This is a genomic window from Streptomyces cinnamoneus (assembly GCF_014650495.1).
Taxonomy (GTDB): domain Bacteria; phylum Actinomycetota; class Actinomycetes; order Streptomycetales; family Streptomycetaceae; genus Streptomyces; species Streptomyces cinnamoneus.
This window is the reverse complement of the sequence record NZ_BMVB01000001.1, coordinates 471,293-489,078: the sequence shown is the minus strand read 5'-3', so window position 1 is coordinate 489,078 and position 17,786 is coordinate 471,293. Positions and strand designations below refer to the sequence as shown.

Below are 17,786 nucleotides of genomic sequence, written 5' to 3'. Positions count from 1 at the left end.
GCACAGGCCGGGCCGGGCCGGCGGCCCGACAGGCCGGCGTAACGTTACGCCTTCGCCTCCGCGTAGCACTCCACCACCGCCGTGGTGAACGGGAACCGTACGGGCGTCTCGCCGAAGGCGAGGCGCCCGGCACGGTCCCCGGCCGCGCGGACTGCCTCCACCACGTCGGCCGCCTCCTCGCGCGGGCAGTGCACGATGACCTCGTCGTGCTGGAAGAAGACCAGCTCCGCGCGGAGGCCGGCGATCGCCTGCCGCACCGCGGCGAGTACGAGCAGTGCCCAGTCGGCCGCGCTGCCCTGCACGACGAAGTTGCGCGTGAACCGGCCCCGCGCCCGCGCGCTCGCCGAACTCCCCCAGGAGGCGGGCTCCGTCTCCTGGGGCAGGCCCGCCTCCTCGTCGTGGCCGGCGGCCGACGGCGGGCACGTGCGGCCGAGCCACGTCCGCACGAGACGGCCCTCCTCGCCCGCGCGGGCCGCGTCGTCCACGCAGGCGATCGCCCGGGGGAAGCGGCGGCGCAGGTCCGCCATGTGCTTGAGGCCGTCGCCCGACGTCTGGCCGTAGACGGCGCCGAGCACGGCGAGCTTGGCACGGTCGCGGTCGCCCCCGAAGACCCGCTCGGCGAGATCGCCGTACAGATCGCGGCCGCTGCCGGCGACGTCCATCAGGCCGGGGTCGCGGGAGATCGCGGCCAGGACGCGCGGCTCCATCTGGTCGGCGTCCGCGACGACCAGGCACCAGCCCGGGTCGGCGACGACCGCCCGCCGGACGACCTTGGGGATCTGCAGGGCGCCGCCCCCGTTGGTGGTCCAGCGGCCGGTGACCGTGCCGGCCGGCTGGTACTCGGGGCGAAAGCGCCCGTCGCGCACCCAGGACTGCAGCCAGGCCCAGCCGTGGGCGGTGTGCAGGCGGTAGAGCTTCTTGTACTCCAGCAGCGCCGGCACGGCGGGGTGGTCGATGCCGCGCAGCTCCCAGGCGCGCGTCGAGGACAGGGCGATGCCCTCGCGCGCGAAGGCCCGGACGATGTCGGCCGGCAGGTCGGGCCGTACGCGCACGCCGAACGCCTGCGAGACCTCCTCGGCCAGCTCCGCCAGGCGCCGCGTCTCCTGGCCGCCCGGGTAGCGCTCCCCCAGCAGCTCGGTCAGCAGCGCCCGGTGCACGTCCGCGCGCCACGGCACGCCCGCCCGTCCCATCTCGGCCGCGACGAGCGTGCCCGCCGACTCCGCGGCGGTCAGCAGCCGCATGCGGCCGGGGTACGCCGTGGCCTCGGTGCGGGACTGCTGGGCGGCGTACACCTGCAGCAGGGCCTCCAGCTCGTCGGTGCCCGGCGGGAGGGGCACCGGCCCCGGCTCGAAGAGCGAGGGCTGGCCGCCGGCCGCCCGCGCGGGCGGATCCGCCGGCACCGGCAGCCCGTGCAGCCGGGCCCACGCGGCGGCGAGCGACCGGGGCTGACCCGACTGCCCCTGCTCATGGCCGATGAGCAGCGTCTCGGCGGCCTCCACGTCGTAGCACCGCTCGACGCGGACGCCCGCCGCGAGCAGCTGCCCGTACGTCTGTGCCGTGGACCGCCAGACCCACCGCCCGGCCTCGGGCCGGGCCCGCACCGCGTCCGCGAGGCTCCGCTCGGCCACGACGGGCCCGGCCGGCCGCCCCTGCCCGTCGACCGGACAGAGCCGGACGCCCCCGTCACCCGTCTGCGCCACTGCCCATCTCACGGACGAAGTCTCGCACCGGGGTCTGACAATCCCCGCGGGCCGCGCGTGCGCCCCTTTCCCGCCCGGGACGCAGGTCGCCCGCGTGTCCCCGGGCGCTGCGGGGCGCACCCCGTGTAGGCAGGGGGCATGCTGCTCGACAACAAGGTTGCCGTGATCTACGGGGCGGGGGGCCGGATCGGCGGCGCCGTGGCGCGCGCCTTCGCCGCCGAGGGGGCCGTCGTCTTCCTGGCCGGCCGCACCCGGGCCAGGCTCGACCGGGTCGCCGACGACATCCGCGCGTCCGGCGGGACGGCCGAGGCCGCCCGCGTCGACGCGCTCGACGAGGAGTCCGTCGACGCCTTCGTCGACGCGGTGGCCGAACAGACCGGGCGCGTGGACATCTCGTTCAATCTCATCTCGTACGGAGACGTCCAGGAACCGCTGGCCACGATCGCGGCCGAGGACTTCTGCCGGCCGGTCGGGAACGCGGTGCGCACCCACTTCCTGACCACGCGGGCCGCCGCCCGGCACATGGTCAAGCGGTCGTCCGGGGTGATCCTGGCGTTCGGCGGGTCGGGTCCGGAGGCCGTGCCGGGGCTGGGCGGGTTCGTGGTCGCCCTCGACGCCGTCGAGGGCCTGCGCCGTCAGTGGGCCTGCGAGCTGGGCCCGCACGGCATCCGCTTCGTGACGCTCAAGTCCGGGGGCGTGCCGGAGAGCCTCCCGGCGGACTTTCCCGGCCGTGCGGAGATCGTCGCCGGCATCGAGGAGGCGACCCTGCTGCGCCGGGGGGCGACCCTGGCCGACGTGGGCGACGTGGCGGCGTTCGTGGCCTCGGACCGGGCCGGCTCGATGACCGCCGCCACCGTGAACGTCTCCTGCGGCGCGCTCCTCGACTAGGGCGTGTCCGATGGGTCGGTGCGGGCCCCGCGGCGTCTGGTGCCGGGGGCACCTCCCAGCGGTAGCTGGGGGAGCATCGCAAGGCGGAGCATCTCCCGCGTACTGGGCGTACTCGGGTGATGCGACAACGCGGCGAGGTGCCGTGCCTGGGGGCACCTCCCAGCGGTAGCTGGGGGAGCGTCGTAGGGTCTGTGCTGACCCATCGGACACGCCCCTAGGGCGCTGCGCGGGGCCGCTTCCGCCGGCTCGGCAGCCCTCGGCCGCGTCCGCCGGACAGACCGCGAGCCCCACCAGGACACGGCCTGGTGGGGCTCGGCGGGAGACGGTGGGGTGCTGCGTCCCTACCGGCCGGACCCGGCGGTGGCGGGCACCCGCTCGGCGACGGGGGCGGGGGCGGGCTCGTCGGCCACCGGGGCGGGGGCGTCGTCCGTGGGGCAGGGGCGCGGTGCCGGCCTGCGGACCGCGGCCGTGCCGACGCCCGCCAGCACGATCAGACCGCCCAGGCCCGCCATGGGCGTGGGCACGGCGCCGAGGAGGACCGCGTCCAGGGCCAGGGCGGCGACCGGCACCGCGTAGAGGACGAGGGAACTCGTCGACGCGGAGGCGGCCTTGAGCACGCGCGACCAGGTGCAGAAGGCCAGGACGGTGCAGCCGAGGCCCAGCCACACCACGGCGGCGGTCTGCTGCCAGCCGGCCGTCGCCAGGCCGCCCGCGGCCTCCGGGGCGAAGAGCAGCAGCGGCAGGAGGCCGAAGAGGCTGCCGTAGAAGATGCAGTCCATGCCGGAGTAGCGGCGCAGCAGGGGCTTCTGCAGGATGAACGACGTCGCCTGGGAGGCCGCCGCCAGCACGATCATCACCATGCCCGCCTGCGATCCGCCGCCTCCACCGCCGGCCAGGGCGACCACGAGCGCGCCCGACAGGGCGATCAGGAGTCCGGCGACGCCGCGGGCTCCGGGGCGTTCGCGCAGCACCAGCATGCCCAGGGCGGTGGCGAAGACGGGCGAGGTGGCCACCAGCATGGCGGCGGTGCCGCCCTCGACGTGCTGCTCACCGGCGTAGAGGAGCAGCTGATAGGCCGTCATTCCGGTCAGGCCGAACCCCGCCATCCGCAGGAGGTCGCCGCGCCGGAGCCGGCTGATGCGTCCGGTGAGCAGGAAGGGAAGCAGGAAGACGACGGCGAAGGCGAGGCGCAGGACCGCCATGGCCGTCGGGGAGTAGCCGTCGAGGGCGACGCGGATCGCCGGGAAGGCCGATCCCCACAGGATCGCGGTCGCGGCCATGTACTTCCAGGGAGTCGCCGCTCGGCGTTCGCCCATCAACGGAAACACCGCCCATCGGTGTCGGGGAATCGGACACCGACGAAGCTACCGACCTTCACTCTATAAGTCGAATAAAGAATTCCACCATCATCTCAAAGGATTGCTTGGGGTGGTGTCATTCCAGGCGGTCGCCGGGGCGGAGCACCTCGGCCGCCGGCTGCACACCGCCGTGCTCCGGCCGCACGTCGAGCAGGACGATCCCGTCCGCGCCGGACTCCCAGCTGCGCCCGCAGACCACCACGACGCCGCCGTCGGTGTGCCGCACCACCCGCCCCGGTGTGCCGCGGTGCGGCCGGGAGGGCCGCGCGGCCCGCTTGACGTAGAGCTTCCGCCCGGCGAAGGTGCACCACGCGTTGACGAAAGGGTCGCTGTGGGCCCGTACGAGGTCGGCCAGCCGGCCGGTGGGCAGCGTCCAGTCGATGCGCGTGTCCGCTTCGGTGATGCGGTGGTAGAACGAGGCCCCGCCGCCGTGCTGCGGCACCGGCCGCACCCCGGACGCGGCCCGGTCCAGGGCCGCCAGCACGGCGCCCGGGTACTGCTCCAGCAGGCGTTGCTGCACGGTGGTCGCGGTGTCGTCCGGCGCGATGGGCACGGCCACCTGCCACAGCACCGGACCGGTGTCCAGCTCGGGCTCCATCACGTGCACGGTCAGGCCGGTGCGGCTCTCGCCGTTGCGGACGGCCCAGTTCACCGCGCCGAAGCCGGCGTAGCCGGGGAGCAGTGCGTCGTGGACGTTGAGCGGGAGGAGCGCCGGGATCGCGAGGACCGGCGGGGGTATGACGGTCCGCCAGTTCGCGGACACCAGGACGTCGGGGCGGGCGGCGCGCAGCGCGGCGACCGCCTGCGCCTCGTCGGCGCGGCGGGCTTCCACGACGGGCAGGCCCAGGTCGGTGGCGAGCTTGGCCACGTGCGGTTCGTGCAGGTCGCCGAAGCGGGCGGGGTGGGTGACGACCACGGCCGGCTCGTGTGCGGCGGCGATGGGGGCCAGTACCGTGGCACCGATCTCGCCGTAGCCCAGGAACGCGATCCTCATCTTGTCCTCCGGTGCGGCCGTCAGCGGGGCGGACCGTGGGGTTCCGCTCGTGCGGTCACCGTCAACTCACGTGCAGGACACCCCCTGTGAGGGTCCGCCCCGCTCCCCCGGCGGTCAAGGGCACCCCCGGTGGCACCCGGCCGCGCCGGAGCGTTCCGGCCCCCGGATGGCCCCGTCGCCGTGCCGGGTGCCCGGCGCGCCCGTAGCCTCGGATGCGAGGAGCCGGCGCGGCAGCGCGCCCTGAGGGCAGAGGAGCACCGGTGATGAGCGGGGCCGAGAGCGCGGACCATGTCAGTGTTCATCTGACCGGCTGCGGCCATGAGGACGCGCGCGCCGTGTTCGCGGCGCTGGAGACCGCCTTCCCCGAGGGCACCGGACCGGCACGCAGCGAGACGCGTGCCGCCGCTCCCGGCGCGGGACCGACCGTCTGGTGCATGGTCGTCGACGCCCGCACCCGCAGCCCGCAGGACGCCGGCGCCGCGGCCGTGCGGACGCAGCCCGTCGCGACGGTCTCGGTCGACCTCTTCGGTGCGGCCGACCCCGTGCGCCAGGTCCGGGAGGAGCTGGAGGCGGTCTTCGGCGTGGAGCTGCTGGGCACCGTGCCCGGCGAACACGAACTGGAGACCCGCCTCCGTCTGACCTCCCGCGCCGAGGGCTGACGCCCGGCGCCGGGGTCAGCGACGCGGGCCCGCGGGGGTCACCCGGCCGCCGAGGGAGATCGTGCCGGCGTCGTGGAAGCGCGTGAGGATCTGCGAGCCCGCGCCCTGCCGGACGGTCAGGGACCGGCCGAGCCCGGCGGTCAGGGTGACGGCCGCGGCCCCGGTGGCCTCGTCCTCCGCGATGCCGTCGCCGCGCCGCGGGAAGCCCCGGGCCCGTACCCGCCCGGCCGCCTCGTCCTCCCAGGCCCACGCGTACAGCCACCCCTGACCCGGCGGCGGCGCCGGGAGCCCCTCGACCTCGGCGACGGTGCCGTACCGCCGGGTGCGCCGGCCGGTGGCCCACTCGGCGCGGCACCGGATCCAGGTGGTCCCGTCCTCCTCCCGGGTGGGCACCTCGCCCGCCGGCGGCCGCAGCACGCTCACCTCCCGCCCCTGCCGCCGCAGGAACCACGCGACGCCGACCAGCGGATGTCCGGCGAACGGCAGGCGGGAGGAGGGCGTGTAGATGTCGACGCGGCCGGTGGCGGCGTCGTCGACGAACACGGTCTCGCTGAAGCCCAGTTCCGCCGCCAGCTGCTGCCGTGCCCGCTCCTTCGGCACCCGACCGCCGTCCGGGACGATCCCGAGCGGGTTCCCGGCCTCCCCGCGCGGGCCGGTGAACACGCGGACCACCTCATGATCGATCATGGAAGAAACATATGAGGTGAGGGAGACAGCCGGGACGGGAAGAGGCACAAGGTGCCTGATATCACCGACCCCCTGACGACCCTGGTACGACGCCACCGGGAACCGGCCTTCGTGCAGGCGGTCCGTTCCACGCTGGCCGCGGTGATCTCCTACGTGGTGGCCCTCCAGCTGAGCAATGAGCCGGCGCCGCTCACCGCGCCGCTGACCGCGCTCCTCGTCGTCCAGGTCACGCTCTACTCCACCCTGACCACCAGCATCCGCCGGGTGAACTCGGTGGTGGCGGGCGTGCTGATCGCCATCGGCTTCAGCGTGATGGTCGGGCTCACCTGGTGGAGCCTGGGGTTGATCATCCTCGCGTCGCTGGTCATCGGGCGCTTCGTCCGGGCGGGTGAATTCGTTCCCGAGGTGGCGATCAGCGCGATGCTCGTGCTCGGGGTGACCCGGGTGGCGGAGACCGCGTGGGACCGGGTCCTGGAGACCCTCATCGGCGCCGTCGTCGGGCTGTTGTTCGACGTCCTGTTCGTGCCGCCGGTCTGGGTGCAGCCCGCGAGCGAGGCCATCGAGCACCTCTCCCGCCGGATGGGGCAGCTGCTCCAGCGCGTCGGGGACGAGGTGTGCGGCCACACGCCGGTCGAGGAGGCGGCGGCCCGGCTCCACGAGGCCCGCCGGCTCGACCACGACATCGTCCAGGTGGACGCCTCGCTCCGGCAGGCCGAGGACAGCCTCAGGTTCAACCCCCGGGTCAAGGAGGGGCTGCTCTTCCGCGTCGTCCTGCGCACCGGCCTCGACGCGCTGGAGATCGCCGCGGTCGTGCTCCGGGTCATCTGCCGGACCCTCACCGACCTCGCCAAGGAACGCAGGGACGAGCACCTCTTCCCCGACGACGTGGCCGAGGCGCTGGAGGACGTCTTCCGGCACCTGGCGCGCGCCGTCGAGAGCTTCGCCGTGCTGATCACCACCCAGGTCAGCGCCAACGCCGAGGAGGCCGAGGACCGGCTCGTGCGGGAGCTGGCCGCGGGCCGGGCGAGCCGGGACCGGGCGGCCCACCTGTTGCTGGAGTCCGTCCAGCGGCACCCGCGCCAGTGGCAGTTGCACGGGGCGCTGCTGGCGGAGATGGACCGGATCCTGGACGAGCTCGACGTGGAGAAGCGGACCGAGCGGCTGGCCGAGGAGCTCGACCGCAGCGCCCGCGAGCAGCGGGACCGCCACCCCGTGCTGCACAAGGTCCAGCGCCGGCTGCGCGGCAGCGGCTACGGCTGGCGCAGGAGCTGGTTCAGGAACCGCGACTGAGGCGCGGGTCAGGCCACGGGCCGGCGGAGCGTCTCCACCGCCCGGACCATGGCCTCCACCACCCCTGTCAGCTCGCCGAGGAGCACCGGGTCCGTGACCTGGCCCTCGGTGATCCTGGCGCTCGCGCACGGTATCCGCAGGGACTCGGGCAGCACCTGCGCGCTCATCACCTCCAGGGTCTCGCGCAGCCACGCCTGGGCCCGCTCCCCGCCGGCCGCGGACGGCGAGGCCGTGACCACGGCGACGGGCTTGGCCACCAGTTCACCGCTGCCCACCACCCACTCCAGGGCGTTCTTCAGCATGCCGCTCGTCCCGCGGGCGTACTCGGGGCTCGCGATGAGCACGGCGTCGGCGGCCGCGAGCCGGGCACGGAAGTCCTGCACCACGGCCGGCGGGGTGCTGCTCTCCACGTCGGGGTTGAAGAAGGGCAGCCCGTCCAGGCCCCCGTGGACCGTCATGGCGGCGGGCGGCCGGCACAGGCCGGCGGCCGCGTGCGCGACCGCGGAGTTCAGCGATCCCTCGCGCAGACTTCCGCAGAGGGCCAGGAGGTTGATGTGCGTCATGCAGGTGATCGTCGCATCCGGCCCTGCGCCCGCCGCGGGCGCCCTCAGCGGGCCGGCTCCTCGGCATGGCCGATGGCCCGCCCGCGGCGGGCGGGGCCCCGGCCGGCCGGCTGTTCGGGGGCGCGGCCCGCGGTGATGACCGGGACCTGGCGGGTCTCCGGCACGTCGACCGACAGCGTCAGGCACTCGCCGCAGTGGCGGATGCGGAGGGTGTCGCCGTCCAGCAGCGTGTAGGTCGCCTTCTTGTCGGTGATCTCCACCCGCAGCCGCTGCTGCCGGAACTGCACCGTGAAGGCGAGGCGGCCCAGCTGTTCGGGGAGCCGGGGGGTGAAGCCGATGAGGCCGTCGTCCTCGCGCAGGCCGCCGAAGCCGACGACGAGGGCGAACCACGTACCGGCGAGCGAGGCGATGTGGATGCCGTCGCGCGTGTTGCCCTCCAGGTCGGACAGGTCCATCATCGCCGCTTCGCCCAGGTAGTCGTAGGCCAGCCGGGTGTGGCCGACCTCGGCGGCCATGACCGCCTGGCCGCAGGCGGACAGCGAGGAGTCCCGCACCGTCAGCTGCTCGTAGTACCTGAAGTTGCGGGCCTTCTCCTCCGCGGTGAAGGCGTCGCCGCGCAGGCACATCGCCAGGACGAGGTCGGCCTGCTTGACGACCTGTTTGCGGTAGAGGTCGAAGTAGGGGAAGTGCAGCATCAGCGGATACTGGTCGTCCCCGGTGTGGGCGAAGTCCCACGCCTGGTGGCGCGTGAAGCCCTCCGACTGCTCGTGCACCTGCAGCTCGTCGTTGTACGGCACGGACATGCGCGTCGCGGCGTCCCGCCAGGCGGCGGTCTCCTCGTCGTCGACGCCCAGCGCCGCGGCCAGGTCCGGGTGGTGTTCGGCCAGGGCGGCGGCCTCGCGCAGATTGTGCTGCGCCATCAGGTTCGTGTAGAGGTTGTCGTCCGAGACTGCGCTGTACTCGTCCGGGCCGGTCACGCCGTCGATGTGGAAGTCGCCGTGGTGGTCGTGGTGGCCGAGCGAGCGCCACAGCCGGGCGGTCTCCACCAGCAGGGGCAGCCCCACCTCCCGCTCGAAGGTCTCGTCGCACGTGGCCCGGATGTAGCGCACGACGGCGTCGGCGATGTCGGCGTTGATGTGGAACGCCGCCGTCCCGGCGGGCCAGTAGCCCGAGCACTCGTCGCCGTTGATGGTCCGCCAGGGGAAGGCGGCGCCCTTCAGGCCCAGCTGCCGGGCGCGCTCGTGCGCGGCGGGCAGGGTGTTGTACCGCCAGCGCAGGGCCTGCTCCACGGCCTGGGGCGCGGTGTAGGTCAGGAGGGGCAGGACGAAGGTCTCGGTGTCCCAGAAGCAGTGCCCGTCGTACCCGGGGCCGGTCAGCCCCTTGGCGGGCAGGGCCCGGGCCTCGCCGCGGGCGCCCGCCTGCAGCACGTGGAAGAGGGCGAACCGCGCCGCCTGCTGGATCTCCGCGTCGCCGTCCACCTCCACGTCCGCCCGGGCCCAGAAGCCGTCGAGGTAGCTGCGCTGCTCGTCGGCCAGGCCCTGCCAGCCGGTGCTGACCGCGCCCGCGAGGGCGGCGTCCACCTGGTCGTGCACCGCCGGCATGGAGCGCATCGCCGACCAGCCGTGCGCGACGAACTTCTCCACCCGCAGCCGCTGTCCGGAGCACAGGCGCGAGGTGATGGTGAAACGGGCGAGGTCGTCGCTGCTCTCGGAGGACATCTCGGTCTTCTCGCCGCCGTCCACCACGTGCGCCGCCGACACCCCGAGCCGCAGCCCGCTGTGGTGGGTGCGGTGCAGCAGCCGGATCCGCGGGCCGTGTGCGGCGTGCTGCTCGGAGACCAGCGGCGTCTCCAGCACCGCCGCCGCCCGGGGGTCGCCCCCGGCGTGCGGCAGCTGCTCGTTGGCCACCAGCTCGGACTGGACGACGATGCGCACGTCCCCGTCCAGCGGCTCCACCTCGTAGGCGACGGCGGCGACCGCCCGCTGGGAGAAGGAGACCAGCCGGGTCGACTTCACCCGCACGGTGCGCCCGCTCGGCGAGGTCCACTCCGCGGTGCGGTGCAGCAGCCCGGTGCGGAATTCCAGGACCCGTTCGTGCTTGTGCAGCTTGCCGTAGCGCAGGTCGAACGGCTCGTCGTCGACCAGGAGGCGGATCAGCTTGCCGTTGGTGACGTTGATGACGGTCTGGCCGGACTCCGGATAGCCGTAGCCGGCCTCCGCGTAGGGCAGCGGACGGAACTCGTACACGCCGTTGAGGTAGGTGCCGGGCAGGCCGTGGGGTTCCCCCTCGTCGAGGTTGCCGCGCCAGCCGACGTGTCCGTTGGAGAGGGCGAAGACGGACTCGCTCTGGGAGAGCACGTCGAGGTTGAGTTCGGTCTCGCGCAGGCACCAGGGCTCGACCCGGTACGCCGGATGGGTGATCACGACGCGTCCTCCTCCAGCAGCTCGGCGAGGTCCTCCACGACGACGTCCGCTCCGTGCCGGCGCAGCGCCCCGGCCTGGCCGGCCCGGTCCACGCCGACGACGAAGCCGAACCTCCCGGCGCGGCCGGCCTCCATGCCCGCGAGCGCGTCCTCGAACACCGCGGCCTCGGCCGGGGGTACGCCCAGGGCGCGGGCCGCGGCGAGGAACGTGTCGGGCGCGGGCTTGCCCGGGAGGTGCTGTTCGGCGGCGACCAGCCCGTCGATGCGCACCTCGAAGAGGCCGTCGATGCCGGCGGCGACGAGCACGTCGTGGCAGTTGGCGCTGGAGGACACCACGGCGCGGCGCAGCCCCGCGTCGCGCGCGGCCTCGGCGTAGCGGACGGAGCCGGGGTAGGCCCGCACGCCCATCTCCTTGATCTTTTCGAGGACGAGGGCGTTCTTGCGGTCGCCGAGCGCGCGCACGGTGTCGGAACCGGGCGGGTCGTCGTCGCCGCCCTCGGGCAGGGTGACGCCGCGGGAGGCGAGGAAGGAGCGCACGCCGTCGGCGCGGGGCTTTCCGTCGACGTATTCGTCGTAGTCCCCGGCGGCGTCGAACGGCCGGAAACCGGCGCCGTCCCGGCGGCGCAGGAAGGCGTCGAAGGTCTCCTTCCATGCCGCCGCGTGCACGGTGGCCGTCTGGGTCAGTACGCCGTCCATGTCGAACAGGCAGGCGCGGATGCCGTCGGGAAGGCCGAGTTTCGTCATGGTGTTCCGCTTCCCGGCTCGTCGGAAGCCATGTCCGGCAGGTACCAGTGGTGGGGGGCGATGAGCTCGTCGGCACGGGCGGGGCCCCAGGAGCCGGCGGGGTACGGCTCGACCGGGCCGGGACCGGCGAGGAGCGGGGCGGAGACCTCCCACAGCCGTTCGATGCCGTCCGCGCTGGTGAACAGCGCCTGGTCGCCGAGCATGGCGTCCAGGATCAGCCGTTCGTAGCCCTCCAGGCCGTGCTGCTGCCGGACGGAGTCGCCGTACTGGAACGTCATCCGGGCGGGGGTCAGGCGCATGGCCGGGCCGGGTTCCTTGACCAGGAAGCGGGCGGCGATCCAGCCGGGGTCGTCGAAGTCGACGACCAGGGCGTTGCCGTGGCCGGCCGGGCCGGTGCGGGGGCGGTCCGGGAACATGCTCAGGGGCGGCCGCTTGAAGTGGAGGGTGAGGACCTGGCGCCGCCGGCCGAGGGACTTCCCGGAGCGGAGGTAGAAGGGCACGCCGGCCCAGCGCCAGTTGTCGATCTCGGCGCGCAGCGCGACGAAGGTCTCGGTGTCCGAGTGCGGGTCGACGCCGGGCTCGGCCCGGTAGCCGTCGTACTGGCCCCGGACGACGTGGGCGGGGTCCAGGGGCCGCATCGACTGGAAGACCTTGGTCTTCTCCTCGCGCAGGGCCCGGGCGCCGAGGGAGACCGGGGGTTCCATGGCCACGAAGCCGAGCACCTGGAAGAGGTGGGTGACGACCATGTCGCGGAAGGTGCCGGTCTCCTCGAAGAAGCCGGCGCGGCCCTCGATGCCGATCGTCTCGGGGACGTCGATCTGGACGTGGCTGATGTGGTCGCGGTTCCAGACGGGTTCGAAGAGGCCGTTGGCGAAGCGGAGGGCGAGGATGTTGTCGACCGACTCCTTGCCGAGGAAGTGGTCGATGCGGAAGACCTGCGACTCGTCGAAGACGGCGTGCACGGTCTCGTTGAGGGCGCGGGCGGACGCGAGATCCGTGCCGAACGGTTTTTCGATGATGAGGCGGGCGCCCCGGGCGAGGCCGGTGGTGCCGAGCATGCCGACGACGGAGGCGAAGGCCGTGGGCGGGACGGCCAGGTGGCACAGCCTGCGGGGGGTGCCGCCGAGGGCCGACTCCGCGGCGCGGACGGCGGCGAGCAGCATCCGGGGGTCCTCGGGGTCGGCGGCGCCGAAGCTCAGCCTGGCCTCGAAGGCGTCCCAGGCCGCGCCCTCGGGCTCGCCCGTCCCGAACGCGCGGACGGCCTCCCTGGCGTGGGCGCGGAACTCCTCGTCGGTGAGCGCGGCCGCGGCGGGTGCCGAGCCGACGATGCGGTAGTCGCGCGGCATGAGGCCCGCGCGGTCCAGGCGGTGCAGCCCGGGGAGCAGCTTGCGCCGGGCGAGGTCGCCGGTGGCGCCGAAGAGCACGACGACGTGGTCGTCGGGCGTGCCGGTCCCGGGCCGCCCGCCCGGCCGCCGGTCGTCCGGGGTCTGGTTGGCCTTCACACCTCCCACCTTCCGGCAGGCGCCGCCCGGGCGCGATTTTCGTCACCCGTTCGGCCGCGGGCCGTGGCCGGCCGGTGTCAGCGCACGGGGAGCCGGCGGGGGCCGCGGACCAGGAGCCCCGGGCGGTAGGGGAGTTCGGTTGGGTCGGCGGCCAGGGTCAGGTCGGGCAGGGCGTCGAAGAGGCGCGGCAGGGCGACGGCCGCTTCGATGCGGGCCAGGCGGGAGCCGAGGCAGAAGTGCGGTCCGTGGCCGAAGGCCAGGTGCGGGGCGGGGCGTTCGGCGTCGGTCAGGTAGCGGGCCGGCCGGAAGGCGTCGGGGGCCGGGAAGCGGCCGGGGTCGCGGTTGGCGGCCGCGAGGACGACGAGGACCGAGTCCTCGGCCGGTATGACCGCTCCGCCGCCGAGGTCGACCCGCTCGGTGGTCCGCCGCCAGGTGGTCCCCTCCAGCGGGCTCGCGTGCCGCAGGGTCTCCTCGATCACGGCGTTCCAGCGGGCCTCGTCACCGCCGCGCGCGGCGGCCGCCTCGGCGGGGTGGGTGAGCAGCAGCAGGGACGCCGAGGCGAGCAGGTTCATGGTCGTCTCGTAGCCGGCGAACAGCAGCAGGAACGCCATGGCCAGCAGCTCGCCGTCGTCGAGGCCGCCCTCGCGCGCGTCGTGCACCAGCGCGCTGAAGAGGTCGTCCCCCGGGGTCCTGCGCTTGGTCTCGATCAGTGCGGAGAAGTAGGAGTGGAGCCCGGCCCACGCCTCGTCGACCGCGCCCCGCGCGAGCGCGTCGGCGGGCGATCCCACCCGGTACGTCCACTCCCGCAGGTCGGCCCGGTCGGCCTCGGGCACGCCCAGTACCTCGCCGATCACCAGGACAGGCAGCGGGAAGGCGAAGGCGTCGACGAGATCGACGACGCCCTCGCGGGCCAGCCGGCCGGCCACCTCCGACACCAGTGCGTCGGTCAGTCGCTCGATGCGCGGGCGCAGCGCGTCGACCCGCCGCGGGGTGAACGCGGCGGTGGTCAGCCGGCGCAGCCTGACGTGGTCGGGGGCGTCGGAGTTGAGCATGTGGCGGGCGAGGCAGCCGCGGGCGCGCTGCGCCGGGGAGTCGGGCTTGGGCCGGCCCGCCGCGGCCGGCGGGACGTTCGAGAACCGGGGGTCGGCCAGGACGGCCCGGGCCTGCTCGTAGCCGGTGACGAGCCAGGCGTGCGTGCCGTTGGCCAGCGGCACCCGCACCGCGGGCCCCTGGGCGCGCAGCCGCGCGTAGTAGGGGTACGGGTCGCGCGCGAAGGCGGGGTCGGCGGGGTCGAGGAGTTCGGGCACCCGCTCATCCTCACCGATCACGCAGCGCCACCGCTGGTGGGGTCGTCGTCAGCGCTGGGAGGAGCGGCCTGTCCGGTTCCTACAAACGCGGGGCGTCCTCAGCGGCCCAGCGCCTTCTTCAGCTCCGCCTTGGTCATGTCGGACCGGCCGTGGATGTTCTTCTTCTTGGCCTCGTTGTACAGCTGGTCCTTGGTGGGCCCCTGCGCTCCGGAGTGCGAGCGTTGGCCGCCCCGCCGGGACGAGGACATGTCGTCGAGCGAACTGCGGCTGGCGGTCTTCGACTCCCCCGCGCGGGCCCGTTCCTTGTTGACGGTCCGGCTCGCGATCTCCTTGGCGCGCTTCTCGCTCTCGCCGCGGTCCTTGGCGCTGTCCTTGATGTGCTCGTACTGCCGCTCGCGCTTCGGGCTGGATCCCCTGGGCATCTGCCGCTCCTTCGCTCGCCTCCGCAACTGCTGCTGCCCCCCGTTCAGCGTGGCATGCGCGGCCGGGCGGCGCAGGGCGTGGCGGCCGCGCCGGGGGGGCGTGGGCGGGCGGGGCGGGGTCAGCCGCGCAGGGCGGGGGTCCGGCTGACCGTGCGGTGCCGCCGGGCGGCCGCGCGGGCGAAGACGACCGCGTCGTGGACGGCGGCGCCGCCGGGGTCGTTGTTGAAGTAGGCGTACACGTCGGCCCGCTCGGGCCAGGTGTCCGCCAGCCGCCCGGCCCAGGTGGTGAGCGCCTGGCGCCCGTAGCGGGGCCACGGCTGCGCCCGGCCGCTGTGGAAGCGCACGTACCCCCAGTCCGCCGTGCGCCACAACGGGGTCACGGGCCGGGAATCGTGGTCGGCCCAGCACAGCGCGGCGCCGCGGCCCTCCAGCACGGCCCGCACCTCGTCCGTCCACCACGACCCGTGGCGGGGCTCGACGGCCACCCGCACCCGGCGGGGGAAGCAGCGCAGCGCGGCGTCCAGCAGGGCCGCGTCGGCGTGCAGCGTGGGCGGCAGCTGCAGCAGGACGGGCCCGAGCCGGTCCCCCAGGCCGGCGGCATGCCGCAGGAGCCGCTCGACCGGCTCCTCGGGGTCGCGCAGCCGCTTGATGTGCGTGAGATAGCGGCTGGCCTTGACGGCCATGACGAAGCCGGCGGGGGTGCGGTCGTGCCAGTCGGCGAACGTCTCGGGCGTGGGCAGCCGGTAGAAGGCGTTGTTGTTCTCGACGGTCGCGAAGGAGGCCGCGTACTCCTCCAGCCACAGGCGTTGCGGCAGGTCGGCGGGGTAGAGGTCGCCGCGCCAGTCCTTGTACTGCCATCCCGAGGTTCCCACGAGCAGGGGCATGCGGTGATGCCTGCCCCGGGCGGGGCCCGGGCACCGCCCGGAGCGCGCGATTCCCGCCGGATGCGGGACGGCGGTTGGTTCACTGGTGTTGGTTCACTGGTGTCGTGAACTGCATCTTCTGTGCGATCGCGACGGGCGGGGCGGCCGGGCACCGCGTCCTCGACGACGAGACGGCGGTGGCCTTCCTCGATGCCCGGCCCCTGTTTCCCGGCCATGTGCTGGTCGTCCCGAAGCGGCACGCCGAGACGCTCACCGACCTGCCGGCCGAGGAGGTGGGTCCGTTCTTCACCCGGGTGCAGCGGGTCGCGGGGGCGGTGGAGCGCGGCATGGGGGCCGCCGGCTCGTTCGTCGCCGCGAACAACCGGGTGAGCCAGTCGGTGCCGCACTTCCACGTGCACGTGGTGCCGCGCAACCGCAAGGACGGGCTGCGCGGCTTCTTCTGGCCGCGCACGCGCTACGCCTCGGAGGAGGAGGCGGCACAGGTCGCGGCCCGGGTGCGCCGGGCGCTGACGGAGGAGGGCCGGGCGGGCGGCTGAGCGGGGAGGGGCGGGGAGAGGAGAGGGGAAACGGGCGGGGGACGGCGTACGCGTGCGGCCTCCGGGAGGTCGTGGGACCCCTGTGGACTATCCCCCCGAAGCCCGTCATATTGGAATTACGGCTTTCCTTGGAATTACGGCTTCCCCCTTTCCTTCCGGGGCTCCCGGAGCCGGGCCCCGGGGCCAGAGGTGGATCATGCGGTTCATCGACCGAGTGGACGCCGGTCGGCGCCTGGCCGAGCGGCTGGGGCACCTGCGTGGCGAGAATCCGGTCGTGCTCGGTCTGCCCCGTGGCGGCGTCCCCGTCGCCTTCGAGGTCGCCCGGGCGCTGGCCGCCCCGCTCGATGTGATCCTCGTCCGCAAGCTGGGCGTGCCGTACCACCGCGAGCTGGGGTTCGGCGCGATCGGCGAGGGCGGCGTGCGGGTCATCCGCAGCGACATCGTGCGCATGAGCCGCATCGACGAGGACGACCTGGTGGAGGTCGAGCGCAGCGAGGAGGCGGAGCTGGCCCGGCGCGCGGAGCGCTTCCGCGCGGGACAACCCCGCGTTCCCCTGGAGGGCCGCACAGCGATCGTCGTCGACGACGGCATCGCGACCGGCGCCACGGCGTCGGCCGCCTGCCAGGTGGCGAAGGCGCAGGGAGCAGCCCGCGTGGTGCTCGCCGTGCCGGTGGCACCGCCGGACGCGGCGGCGGAGTTCCGCACCCGGGTGGACGAGCTGATCTGTCTCAGCACCCCGGCCGCGTTCGCGGCGGTCGGCGAGTGGTACCACGACTTCGCGCAGACCTCGGACGAGGAGGTCATCGAGCTGCTGCGCAGGAACGCCGAGCAGGCCCGGGAGAACGGCGGTGGCGGCGACGCCCACGGCGGCCCGTTGAAACTACCGGTGGACGGCGGCCGCGTCGCGCTCGCCGGTGACCTCACCATGCCGGCCGGCGCCGCCGGGCTGGTGGTCTTCGCCCACGGCAGCGGCAGCAGCAGGCTGAGCCCGCGCAACCGCGCGGTGGCGCAGGCCCTCAGCGACGCCGGACTGGGCACGCTGCTGTTCGACCTGCTGACGCCGCTGGAGGAGAACGACCGGGCGAACGTCTTCGCCGTCGAGCCCCTGGCACGCCGGCTGACGGAGGTCACGCGCTGGCTGCGGCGGCGCGAGCCCGTTCCCGTCTGCTACTTCGGCGCGAGCACCGGCGCGGCGGCCGCCCTGTGGGCCGCCGCGGACGCAGCGGCGGCGCAGGAACCCGTCGCCGCCGTCGTCTCACGGGGCGGCCGCCCCGATCTCGCCGGGCCGCGCCTGGCCCAGGTCACGGCCCCGACCCTGCTGATCGTCGGCGGCCACGACGAGACCGTGCTCGAACTCAACCGGCAGGCGGCGCAGCAACTGCGCTGCGAGAACCACCTGGCCGTGGTGCCCGGCGCCACGCACCTCTTCGAGGAACCCGGGGCGCTGGACACCGTCGCGGACCTCGCCCGGGACTGGTTCACCACCCATCTGGCAGCGTCCGCCCGTACGGGCTGACCACTGCGAGCCGACCCACCGACAGGCTGTAGGTGATCACCATGGAGACGATCGTCGACTGCACCATCGAGATGGAGTTCCGCGAGATCGACGCCACGACACAGGCCGACGTGCGCCTGCGGATGCACGACGGCTCCCAGCTCGCGGCCCAGGGCATCGCCAACCGCAACCCGTCCGACCGCCGCCAGCAGCGCGTCGGCGAGGACGTCGCGGCCGCCCGCGCCCTCAACGGCCTGGCAGAGCAGCTGCTCGACAAGGCCGGCGACGAGATCCAGGAGGTCATGCACGAGAAGGTGCACCTGACGCACTAGATC

At 74.3% G+C, this 17,786-nt stretch carries 17 protein-coding genes; 6 read left to right on the top strand and 11 right to left on the bottom strand.

Annotated features, from left to right (window positions below; genetic code table 11):
- Positions 1–44: 44 nt before the first annotated feature.
- A complete protein-coding gene (locus IE182_RS02185) occupies positions 45–1,712 on the bottom strand; it encodes a bifunctional 3'-5' exonuclease/DNA polymerase (protein ID WP_190107861.1) in 1,668 nt (555 codons plus the stop codon).
- A 126-nt stretch (positions 1,713–1,838) separates the two neighbouring features.
- Here IE182_RS02185 and IE182_RS02180 point away from each other — a divergent pair, with 126 nt between their 5' ends.
- Positions 1,839–2,588: an SDR family NAD(P)-dependent oxidoreductase gene (locus IE182_RS02180; protein ID WP_190107860.1), complete on the top strand. Its 750-nt coding sequence runs from the start codon at positions 1,839–1,841 to the stop codon at positions 2,586–2,588.
- A 341-nt stretch (positions 2,589–2,929) separates the two neighbouring features.
- Here the strand turns inward: IE182_RS02180 and IE182_RS02175 are convergent, their stop codons facing one another.
- Both IE182_RS02175 and IE182_RS02170 read right to left on the bottom strand, forming a co-directional pair.
- On the bottom strand, positions 2,930–3,904 hold the full coding sequence (locus tag IE182_RS02175) for a DMT family transporter (protein ID WP_229844508.1): 975 nt from the start codon (positions 3,902–3,904) through the stop codon (positions 2,930–2,932).
- Between the two features lie 118 nt (positions 3,905–4,022).
- Positions 4,023–4,940: a methionyl-tRNA formyltransferase gene (locus IE182_RS02170; RefSeq protein ID WP_190107859.1), complete on the bottom strand. Its 918-nt coding sequence runs from the start codon at positions 4,938–4,940 to the stop codon at positions 4,023–4,025.
- Positions 4,941–5,203: 263 nt separating this feature from the next.
- Between IE182_RS02170 and IE182_RS02165 the strand changes: the two genes are divergently transcribed.
- Complete coding sequence (locus tag IE182_RS02165; RefSeq protein ID WP_190107858.1) at positions 5,204–5,599, top strand: hypothetical protein; 396 nt, start codon at positions 5,204–5,206, stop codon at positions 5,597–5,599.
- A 15-nt stretch (positions 5,600–5,614) separates the two neighbouring features.
- On the opposite strand, the gene IE182_RS02160 is transcribed toward IE182_RS02165, so the two are convergent.
- Positions 5,615–6,286, bottom strand: coding sequence for a PhzF family phenazine biosynthesis protein (locus IE182_RS02160; RefSeq protein WP_190107857.1), 672 nt, complete (start codon positions 6,284–6,286; stop codon positions 5,615–5,617).
- Positions 6,287–6,337: 51 nt separating this feature from the next.
- Here IE182_RS02160 and IE182_RS02155 point away from each other — a divergent pair, with 51 nt between their 5' ends.
- On the top strand, positions 6,338–7,576 hold the full coding sequence (locus IE182_RS02155; RefSeq protein ID WP_190107856.1) for an FUSC family protein: 1,239 nt from the start codon (positions 6,338–6,340) through the stop codon (positions 7,574–7,576).
- Between the two features lie 8 nt (positions 7,577–7,584).
- On the opposite strand, the gene IE182_RS02150 is transcribed toward IE182_RS02155, so the two are convergent.
- From IE182_RS02150 to IE182_RS02120, 7 genes are all read right to left on the bottom strand, one after another.
- Positions 7,585–8,139, bottom strand: a complete 555-nt coding sequence (locus tag IE182_RS02150; protein ID WP_229844507.1) for an NADPH-dependent FMN reductase — start codon at positions 8,137–8,139, stop codon at positions 7,585–7,587.
- A 44-nt stretch (positions 8,140–8,183) separates the two neighbouring features.
- Positions 8,184–10,562: a glycoside hydrolase family 65 protein gene (locus IE182_RS02145; protein ID WP_190107855.1), complete on the bottom strand. Its 2,379-nt coding sequence runs from the start codon at positions 10,560–10,562 to the stop codon at positions 8,184–8,186.
- Entirely contained in the window at positions 10,559–11,305 is a 747-nt protein-coding gene (locus IE182_RS02140; RefSeq protein WP_190107854.1) for an HAD family hydrolase, read from the bottom strand. Before IE182_RS02140 ends, IE182_RS02145 begins: the two co-directional genes overlap by 4 nt.
- Positions 11,302–12,807, bottom strand: a complete 1,506-nt coding sequence (zwf, locus tag IE182_RS02135; protein WP_190107853.1) for a glucose-6-phosphate dehydrogenase — start codon at positions 12,805–12,807, stop codon at positions 11,302–11,304. The genes IE182_RS02140 and zwf overlap by 4 nt, the downstream gene beginning before the upstream one ends.
- Before the next feature lie 77 nt (positions 12,808–12,884).
- Positions 12,885–14,135, bottom strand: a complete 1,251-nt coding sequence (locus IE182_RS02130; RefSeq protein WP_229844506.1) for a cytochrome P450 family protein — start codon at positions 14,133–14,135, stop codon at positions 12,885–12,887.
- Between the two features lie 77 nt (positions 14,136–14,212).
- A complete protein-coding gene (locus tag IE182_RS02125) occupies positions 14,213–14,536 on the bottom strand; it encodes a plasmid stabilization protein (protein WP_190107852.1) in 324 nt (107 codons plus the stop codon).
- Positions 14,537–14,655: 119 nt separating this feature from the next.
- Complete coding sequence (locus IE182_RS02120) at positions 14,656–15,420, bottom strand: DUF72 domain-containing protein (RefSeq protein ID WP_190107851.1); 765 nt, start codon at positions 15,418–15,420, stop codon at positions 14,656–14,658.
- 104 nt (positions 15,421–15,524) lie between these two features.
- Between IE182_RS02120 and IE182_RS02115 the strand changes: the two genes are divergently transcribed.
- The 3 genes from IE182_RS02115 (at position 15,525) to IE182_RS02105 (ending at position 17,783) form a co-directional block, all read left to right on the top strand.
- Positions 15,525–15,956 carry an HIT family protein gene (locus tag IE182_RS02115; protein WP_190107850.1) on the top strand — a complete coding sequence of 144 codons (432 nt, stop codon included), beginning with the start codon at positions 15,525–15,527 and terminating at the stop codon, positions 15,954–15,956.
- Positions 15,957–16,152: 196 nt separating this feature from the next.
- Positions 16,153–17,472 carry a phosphoribosyltransferase family protein gene (locus tag IE182_RS02110; RefSeq protein WP_190107849.1) on the top strand — a complete coding sequence of 440 codons (1,320 nt, stop codon included), beginning with the start codon at positions 16,153–16,155 and terminating at the stop codon, positions 17,470–17,472.
- A 41-nt stretch (positions 17,473–17,513) separates the two neighbouring features.
- A complete protein-coding gene (locus tag IE182_RS02105; protein ID WP_190107848.1) occupies positions 17,514–17,783 on the top strand; it encodes a DUF1876 domain-containing protein in 270 nt (89 codons plus the stop codon).
- The last annotated feature ends 3 nt before the right edge of the window (positions 17,784–17,786 follow it).